The sequence below is a fragment of the Pantoea sp. genome, assembly GCF_028283705.1.
In the GTDB taxonomy this organism is placed as follows: domain Bacteria; phylum Pseudomonadota; class Gammaproteobacteria; order Enterobacterales; family Enterobacteriaceae; genus Pantoea.
Genome location: NZ_JAPWKD010000005.1, coordinates 380,715 through 389,317, shown reverse-complemented (window position 1 = coordinate 389,317; position 8,603 = coordinate 380,715). Strand labels below are relative to the sequence as shown.

Below are 8,603 nucleotides of genomic sequence, written 5' to 3'. Positions count from 1 at the left end.
AACAACCCCACGCGTATTCAAAACGCTGTAGTACAGCTCAAACTCTACCGGGTGCGGAGTCATGCGAACGCGGTCATTTTCAGACTTACGCAGTTCGATGTACGCGTCGATAGCGTCGTCAGTGAACACGCCACCACGGGTCAGGAACTCGCGGTCTTCGTTCAGGCAGTTCAGCGCTTCTTCCAGTGAACCCGCCACTTTTGGAATCTCAGCCTCTTCTTCCGGCGGCAGGTCATACAGGTTTTTGTCCATCGCATCACCAGGGTGGATCTTGTTGATGATGCCGTCGAGGCCAGCCATCAGCAGTGCGGTGAATGCCAGGTACGGGTTAGCAGCCGGGTCCGGGAAGCGCGCTTCGATACGACGAGCTTTCGGGCTGGCAACAACCGGGATACGGATTGAAGCAGAACGGTTACGGGCAGAGTAAGCCAGCATTACCGGTGCTTCGTAGCCTGGGACCAGACGCTTATAAGAGTTGGTGGTCGGGTTAGCCAGGGCGTTGATGGCTTTAGCGTGCTTGATGATACCGCCGATGTAGAACAGAGCAGTTTCAGACAGGCCGCCGTATTTGTCGCCAGAGAACAGGTTCACGCCGCCTTTAGACAGGGACATGTGGCAGTGCATACCTGAACCGTTGTCACCAAACATTGGCTTCGGCATGAAGGTTGCGGTTTTGCCGTAAGCGTGAGCAACGTTGTGAACAACATATTTGTAGATCTGAATTTCGTCAGCTTTTTTGGTCATGGTGTTGAAGCGGGTAGCCACTTCGTTCTGACCAGCAGTTGCTACTTCGTGGTGATGCGCTTCAACCACCAGACCCATCTGCTCCATGGTCAGACACATGGCAGAACGGATGTCCTGAGCTGAGTCAACCGGAGGAACCGGGAAGTAACCACCTTTGATACCCGGACGGTGACCTTTGTTACCGCCTTCGTATTCTTTACCGGTGTTCCATGCTGCTTCGATATCGTCGATAGCAACGTGTGAACCAGAAGTAGAAGAACCGAAACGGATGTCATCGAACAGGAAGAATTCCGGCTCAGGTCCAAACAGAACGGTATCAGCGATGCCAGAAGAGCGCAGGAAATCTTCAGCGCGCTTAGCAATAGAACGCGGGTCGCGATCGTAGCCCTGCATGGTGCCTGGCTCAAGGATGTCACAACGGATGATCAGCGTCGGGTCTTCGAAGAACGGATCCAGAACGGCAGTGGTTGCGTCCGGCATCAGCACCATGTCTGATTCGTTAATGCCTTTCCAGCCACCGATGGAGGAGCCATCGAACATTTTGCCTTCTTCGAAGAAGTCAGCGTTAACCTGGTGAGCAGGGATAGTAACGTGCTGTTCTTTACCTTTGGTATCGGTAAAACGCAGGTCAACAAACTTAACTTCGTGCTCGTTCATCATCGAGAGAACGTGTTCAGCGGACATACTCAACTCTCCTGGAAATTGTCATTGTCGTCGTGGTGAGAGAACTTCGTTGCCTGGAATGTGCCATGGCTTCTGACATCTCCTAACCAAAGATCTCGGCAAGCTCTTCAACCGTTGTGCAACTGTCGTTTTCGCTTGAAAATACTAAAGCGAATTCTGTGCCAACTTTTTTATTACAGGTAAAATCGTGCTGTGGTGCGCCCTTTAGTGAGTCGGCGGCTGCACCAGGATGGATTTGGTGCACTAAAACGGTGCTTTGCTGGCGAGTTTAAGCACCGTAATGGTGCAAAATGCCATCGCAGTGCAGATTAATGCACCGCAATTGGTGCTAAAAACCAGCACTTCAAGAAACTTTAGGCGAAATCTGTGATCATGTTCAGTCTTCCGCTTAATCCGTGTACAATACCGCGTTATTTCTATAATGCCTGAGGCAAAGCTGTGACCGAAAATTTGCGTAACATCGCCATCATCGCGCACGTCGACCATGGTAAGACCACCCTGGTTGATAAACTGCTGCAACAGTCCGGTACTTTCGACGCCCGTACCGAAGCGACTGAGCGTGTGATGGACTCCAACGATTTGGAGAAAGAGCGTGGAATTACCATCCTCGCAAAAAACACCGCCATCAAATGGAATGATTACCGTATCAACATCGTTGATACCCCGGGACACGCCGACTTCGGTGGTGAAGTTGAGCGCGTAATGTCCATGGTGGACTCGGTGCTGCTGGTTGTTGATGCGATGGATGGCCCGATGCCGCAAACTCGCTTCGTAACCAAAAAAGCATTCGCCCACGGCCTGAAGCCGATTGTTGTTATTAACAAAATCGACCGTCCTGGCGCACGTCCGGATTGGGTGGTGGATCAGGTATTTGACCTGTTCGTTAACCTTGATGCGACTGACGAACAGCTGGACTTCCCGATCATTTATGCTTCAGCGCTGAATGGTATCGCGGGTCTGGACCACAACGACATGGCTGACGACATGACCCCGCTGTATCAGGCGATCGTTGACCGTGTTTCTCCGCCGCAGGTTGAAGTTGAAGCGCCGCTGCAGATGCAGATCTCTCAGCTGGACTACAACAACTACCTGGGTGTTATCGGTATCGGCCGCATCAAACGCGGTAAAGTGAAGCCGAACCAGCAGGTTACGATCATCGATAGCGAAGGCAAAACCCGCAACGGTAAAGTCGGTAAAGTGCTGGGCCACCTCGGTCTGGAACGTATCGAAAGCGACCTTGCTGAAGCTGGCGATATCATCGCGATCACCGGTCTGGGTGAGCTGAACATTTCTGACACCATTTGTGATCCGCAGAATGTTGAAGCGCTGCCTGCTCTGAGCGTGGATGAGCCGACTGTGACCATGTTCTTTAACGTAAACACCTCACCGTTCTGCGGTAAAGAAGGTAAATACGTGACTTCGCGCCAGATTCTGGAGCGTCTGAACAAAGAGCTGGTACACAACGTGGCACTGCGTGTTGAAGAAACTGCTGATGCTGATGCATTCCGCGTTTCTGGTCGTGGTGAGCTGCACCTGTCAGTTCTGATCGAAAACATGCGTCGTGAAGGTTACGAACTGGCGGTATCCCGTCCGAAAGTTATCTTCCGTGAGCACGAAGGCCGTAAGCAGGAGCCGTTCGAGAACGTGACCCTGGACATCGAAGAAACCCACCAGGGTTCTGTGATGATGGCGATGGGTGAGCGTAAAGGCGACATGAAAAACATGGACCCGGATGGTAAAGGCCGTGTGCGTCTTGACTACGTGATCCCAAGCCGTGGTCTGATCGGCTTCCGTAACGAATTCATGACCATGACTTCAGGTACCGGTCTGCTGTACTCCACCTTCAGCCACTACGACGACGTTCGTCCGGGTGAAGTGGGCCAGCGCCAGAACGGCGTACTGATCTCCAACGGTCAGGGTAAAGCGGTAGCCTTCGCCCTGTTCGGTCTGCAGGATCGCGGTAAGCTGTTCCTGGGTCACGGTGCGGAAGTTTATGAAGGTCAGATCATCGGTATTCACAGCCGTTCTAATGACCTGACTGTAAACTGCCTGACCGGTAAAAAACTGACCAACATGCGTGCGTCAGGTACTGATGAAGCAACCACTCTGGTTCCGCCGGTCAAGATGACGCTGGAGCAGGCTATCGAGTTCATCGATGACGACGAACTGGTAGAAGTGACGCCGGTGTCAGTACGTATTCGTAAACGTCACCTGACCGAGAACGACCGTAAGCGTGCGTCTCGCGGCAGCAAAGACTAAGCGAAACGAACAGAAGAAGCCCCGCAATGCGGGGCTTTTTTTTGCCTGGATATCGGGCAATTGTCTGATAACGCGTGAGGCCATTTCTTAATGTAAGCCGCATCCGGCCTGCAAAGTGGAAGGGTGCGCCCGCTTCCAGATCGCGGATTTCACCGCCGTCCCGCCTGTTCAGTCCCCCTATTTGCCGCTAGAGTGAATGATCCAGGGAATATAAGGAGGCGTCATGCTCTACATCTTTGATTTAGGCAATGTGATTGTTGATATTGATTTCAACCGTGTGCTCGGTGTCTGGAGTGACCTGGGACGCGTTCCGCTGGCAATGCTACAAAGCCGCTTTCGGATGGATGAAGCTTTTGAACAACACGAACGGGGTGAGATCAGCGATCAGCATTTCGCCGCCCGGTTGTGCGACCAGCTGGATATTGCGCTCAGTTATGAACAATTCACCACCGGCTGGCAGGCGGTGTTTATTGACGTGCGCCCGGATACGCTGGCGGTGATGAATAAACTGCGTGCGAATGGGCATCGTGTGGTGATCCTCTCCAATACCAACCGGCTACATTATGAGTTCTGGCCGACGCAATATCCCGAGGTAAAACAGGCTGCCGACACTCTCTATATGTCGCAGGATGTCGGTATGCGCAAACCGGAAGCTCGCATCTATCATCATGTGCTGGAGAACGAAGGTTTCACAGCAGATCAGGCAGTGTTCTTCGATGATAACCATGCCAATATTGAGGCCGCGCGCGCGCTCGGCATTGATAGCGTGCTGGTTACCGACAGCAAGACCGTGCCCGCCTGGTTTGCAGGCCGTCTCTGAGTGATGTGGTTGCGACATCTGCGCCACTCCTCACACGCATTTTTCCTGTGGCTAAAACTGCTGTGGCGGCGCATTGATGAAGACAACATGACGACGCAGGCGGGCAATCTTGCCTACGTCTCTTTGCTGGCGCTGGTGCCTCTGGTGGCGGTGGTGTTTGCGTTATTTGCCGCTTTTCCGGTGTTCTCCGACATCAGCGAGCAGCTGAAAAACTTCATCTTCACCAACTTCGTGCCAGCGGCGGGCAACACCATCCAGCGCTATCTGGAACAGTTCGTCGCCAACGTGAATAAAATGACTGCGGTAGGAGCGGTAAGCCTGATCGTCACGGCGTTGCTATTGATGCATTCGGTCGACAGCGCCCTGAACGTCATCTGGCGCAGTGATAAAAAGCGGCCTGTGGTGTACTCGTTTGCCGTCTACTGGATGATTCTGACCCTTGGGCCGCTACTGGCGGGGGCCAGTCTGGCCATCAGCTCGTATCTGCTGTCGTTGCGCTGGGTGAACGTCTCGGGCGTCAACAGCCTGATAGAGCAGGTGCTGCGTATCTTCCCTTTACTCCTCTCGATTCTCGCCTTCTGGCTGTTGTACAGCATTGTGCCGACGCGCCGTGTCCCTGGACGCGATGCGCTGGTCGGTGCGGTGGTGGCTGGCCTGCTGTTTGAGCTGGGCAAAAAAGGCTTTGCGCTCTATGTTACGATGTTTCCCTCGTATCAGTTAATTTACGGGGTGCTGGCGGTAATCCCTATTCTGTTTCTATGGGTTTACTGGACCTGGTGTATTGTGTTGTTAGGTGCAGAAATCACCGTCACGCTGGATGACTATCGTCAGTTAAAACAGCGGGAACGAGAAAAAGAACGAGAGGAAACATGATTGCTTTGATTCAACGCGTCAGTCGCGCCAGTGTCAGCGTCGACAGCGCGATTGTGGGAGAGATTGGTGCCGGTTTGCTGGTGTTGCTGGGTGTTGAAAAGGGAGACGATGAAAAAAAAGCACAGCGATTGTGCGAGCGCGTTCTGGGTTACCGCATCTTCGGTGACGAGAACGACAAAATGAATCTCAATGTGCAGCAGGCGGGCGGCAGCGTGCTGGTGGTTTCACAATTTACGCTGGCCGCTGACACGCAAAAAGGCATGCGCCCCTCCTTCTCGGGTGGTGCTGAACCGGCGGAAGCCGAGCGCCTCTATGACTATTTCAGTGCGTGCTGCCGTGAGCAGGGCGTGACAACCGCTAATGGCCGCTTTGCTGCCGATATGCAGGTAGCGCTGGTTAACGATGGTCCGGTGACCTTTTGGTTGCAGGTGTGAGATTTTCAGCCGAGCGGCAAGGGATCAGCCACGTAAGCTCCGAACGAGAGAATCACTTTATGTATCATCTTCGCGTACCGCAAACCGCTGAAGAACTGGATATGTACTACCAGTTCCGCTGGGAAATGTTACGTAAACCGTTGCGCCAGCCGCAGGGTTCCGAACGGGATGCCTGGGATGCGCTGGCTCATCATCAGATGGTGGTGGATGAGCAGGGCAAGCCAGTGGCGGTCGGGCGGTTGTATATCAATGCTGAAAATGAAGCGGCTATCCGCTTCCTCGCTGTGCATCCGTCGGTGCAGGGTAAAGGCCTGGGAACGCTGGTGGCGATGACGCTGGAGTCAGTGGCGCGTCAGGAAGGGGCAAAACGCGTGACCTGTAGCGCACGCGAGGATGCCGTCGAATTCTTCGCCAAGCTCGGTTTCGTTAATCAGGGGGAAATTACGGCACCGCAAACCACGCCGGTACGCCATTTCCTGATGATCAAACCGGTGGTGACGCTGGATGATATTCTGCATCGTGCCGACTGGTGTGGGCAATTGCAGCAGGCCTGGTATGAGCATATCCCGCTGAGTGAAAAAATGGGGGTGCGTATCCTGCAATATACCGGACAGAAGTTTGCCACCACCATGCCGGAAACCGGTAACCAGAACCCGCACCACACCTTGTTTGCCGGTAGTCTGTTCTCGCTGGCCACGCTCACTGGCTGGGGATTGATCTGGTTGCTGCTGCGCGAACGACATCTGGGCGGCACCATCATTCTTGCCGATGCGCACATTCGTTATAGCAAACCGATCAGTGGACGTCCGGGCGCGATTGCTGATCTTGGCTCACTCAGTGGCGATCTCGATCGTCTGGCGCGTGGACGTAAAGCGCGGGTGCAGATGGAAGTTGAGCTGTTTGGTGATGAGGAGCTGGGTGCGGTGTTTGAAGGGGTATATATCGTGTTACCCGCCGATCCCCAGGGACCGCTGGAAGAGGGTGGTTCCGGCGCGCGTATTGATTAGTGAAGTCAGGGTAACGGCACGATCGCCGTTACCCCTCGAGTTACGGCTGAACCTGCCCGCCATGCATGGCCTGTTGCACTGACTGGGTATCGGTCGTCACCGACAGAGTACCGTTGACACTCGGGCGTAATGGCGACGTCGCACTCAGTGAACCGTTCACTTGCAGCAGTAAATTACTATTGCCATTCAACGACAGCGCTGGCCAGCCCCAGTTTTCCAGGACATTGGCCGGAACCGCCTGGCCCTTCAGATGCAATGTTAACGGACGCTGCGCCTGCTGGCCGACGGTAGCCGTGCCCTCCAGTAAGCCACTGCCGTTAAAGGCGCTCATCTCGCTGACCTGAATTTGCTGATCGTCCGCGTTAAAGCTAATCGATGGATGGCGTAAATCGGTGCGGTTAAAGGTGGCCTCGGCGGCGTTGAAACTGGCTTTGCCCGCCCAGATGCCCCATTGCTGCTGACGTGCCAGCAACAGGTTTTCGCCGCTGCCGTCGAGCGCCGTCATCTGGAACGGAAACGCCGGATTAATATCAATAATCAGGTTACGGTTGGCCGTTACGCGCTTCAGCAGCACGCTATCAAGCCAGGCCGGTAAACTCTGCTGCCAGCGATCGCGCCAGTTTTGCGGCAGGGTATATTCCAGTCCGGCCACCGCCAGTTCATCCAGGGTCAGGCGTTTATCGTTACGCGTCCAGTTACCGCTGGCACGTATCACACCATTGGCCCAGCGTGAACTGAACTGAGTCAGCGCAATGCCCTGCGGTGAAAAGTTGGCATTGACGATGGGATCATTCAGCTCAAAGGTACCGTTAATAAAGTTTCCGGCATTCATCGCCAGCGAGCCATCATCGCTCTGCCAGTCATTACCGCGCCAGGTCAGGTTTTTCAGGGTTAAATCGAGGTCAGTTACCGCCCAGTCTGGCCCCTGCAAGCGCGCGTCGGTCATATCGAGGCGATTAATCGTCACCGATGGCACATCGCTGATAGGGTTGAGGAAATCGAGCAGGTCTTTATGGGTTTGCAGGCGGATATCATTGAGGCGCAGTTGGTTAATTTTCCAGTTGCCCTGCGCATCGCGCTCAGCATCACCGGTCATTGAGCCGCGTGCCAGATCGGCACCGATATTACTCAGCACCAGGCGGCGCTGTGCCACATTCCCCTGCAACAGCACATTATTACCGCGTACGCCGTCCAGCGTCATTTCACCGGCACTCATCTGGAATTGTGCGTCGCTGCCGAGCATATCGCTGGCCGTTGGTTTCCACGGCACAACGCCACCGTTTACCTTGCGGGCAAACATTGGCAGGGCACTGCGTGGGCTGTCGATACGCATATTATTGAGTTGCAGGCGATCGGCTTGCACCGGCAACGCGTTATCCGGGGTCAGGTTCGCCAGGTTAACTTCACCATCACGCAATTCAATGCTACTAAAGTGTAGAGGATCGCTAAACTGCACCAGCGCCAGACCGAGATCGACGTGGCTGGCGACCAGCACCGCAGGCTGACCGTCGTGACCAAAGCTAAAGTCATCAAGGATGATGTGCGAAGGCGCAGAGAAGTTATGTTCGATTTTGCTGAGGGAAAGATGCCAGTCGGTTTTGTCGCTCACCCAACGGCTAAACCAGCCTGCACCCCACTGTGTTTGCAGCAACACATACAGGATGACAAAGGCCAGCAGAATTAGCAGCAGTAAGGTAAGGAAAAACTTTCCAAGAAATTTCATCGCATCCATCCCGATCTTTTATCCGGTAAGATGCTGTTATGCCTGAATTACCGTTGCAG

At 54.1% G+C, this 8,603-nt stretch carries 7 protein-coding genes; 5 read left to right on the top strand and 2 right to left on the bottom strand.

The annotated features are described in order from the left end of the window. A partial coding sequence (gene glnA / locus PW844_RS05245; RefSeq protein ID WP_299449136.1) for a glutamate--ammonia ligase occupies positions 1-1,428 on the bottom strand: 1,428 nt, incomplete at its 3' end. A gap of 438 nt (positions 1,429-1,866) precedes the next feature. On the opposite strand from glnA, the gene typA reads away from it, so the two are divergent. The 5 genes from typA to fabY all read left to right on the top strand — a co-directional run bounded on the left by typA (position 1,867) and on the right by fabY (position 6,821). Beyond that, positions 1,867-3,687, top strand: a complete 1,821-nt coding sequence (gene typA, locus PW844_RS05240; RefSeq protein WP_299449134.1) for a ribosome-dependent GTPase TypA — start codon at positions 1,867-1,869, stop codon at positions 3,685-3,687. A 223-nt stretch (positions 3,688-3,910) separates the two neighbouring features. Further along, complete coding sequence (gene yihX, locus PW844_RS05235; RefSeq protein WP_299449132.1) at positions 3,911-4,507, top strand: glucose-1-phosphatase; 597 nt, start codon at positions 3,911-3,913, stop codon at positions 4,505-4,507. Between the two features lie 3 nt (positions 4,508-4,510). Further along, positions 4,511-5,380 (top strand): virulence factor BrkB family protein, encoded by an 870-nt coding sequence (locus PW844_RS05230; RefSeq protein WP_299449157.1) that lies wholly within the window; start codon positions 4,511-4,513, stop codon positions 5,378-5,380. After that, complete coding sequence (gene dtd / locus PW844_RS05225; protein WP_084878032.1) at positions 5,377-5,814, top strand: D-aminoacyl-tRNA deacylase; 438 nt, start codon at positions 5,377-5,379, stop codon at positions 5,812-5,814. Before PW844_RS05230 ends, dtd begins: the two co-directional genes overlap by 4 nt. A 59-nt stretch (positions 5,815-5,873) precedes the next feature. Further along, positions 5,874-6,821 (top strand): fatty acid biosynthesis protein FabY, encoded by a 948-nt coding sequence (fabY, locus tag PW844_RS05220; protein WP_084878029.1) that lies wholly within the window; start codon positions 5,874-5,876, stop codon positions 6,819-6,821. Between the two features lie 40 nt (positions 6,822-6,861). Here fabY and PW844_RS05215 read toward each other — a convergent pair whose 3' ends face one another. Next, a complete protein-coding gene (locus PW844_RS05215; RefSeq protein WP_299449126.1) occupies positions 6,862-8,544 on the bottom strand; it encodes an AsmA family protein in 1,683 nt (560 codons plus the stop codon). Positions 8,545-8,603 lie beyond the last annotated feature (59 nt).

What these genes read in the sequence shown, in the direction of transcription:
- PW844_RS05215 (WP_299449126.1), bottom strand. Translation starts at nt 8,544, where the DNA reads ATGAAATTTCTTGGAAAGTTTTTCCTTACCTTACTGCTGCTAATTCTG.
- dtd (WP_084878032.1), top strand. Translation starts at nt 5,377, where the DNA reads ATGATTGCTTTGATTCAACGCGTCAGTCGCGCCAGTGTCAGCGTCGAC.
- fabY (WP_084878029.1), top strand. Translation starts at nt 5,874, where the DNA reads ATGTATCATCTTCGCGTACCGCAAACCGCTGAAGAACTGGATATGTAC.
- PW844_RS05230 (WP_299449157.1), top strand. Translation starts at nt 4,511, where the DNA reads ATGTGGTTGCGACATCTGCGCCACTCCTCACACGCATTTTTCCTGTGG.
- yihX (WP_299449132.1), top strand. Translation starts at nt 3,911, where the DNA reads ATGCTCTACATCTTTGATTTAGGCAATGTGATTGTTGATATTGATTTC.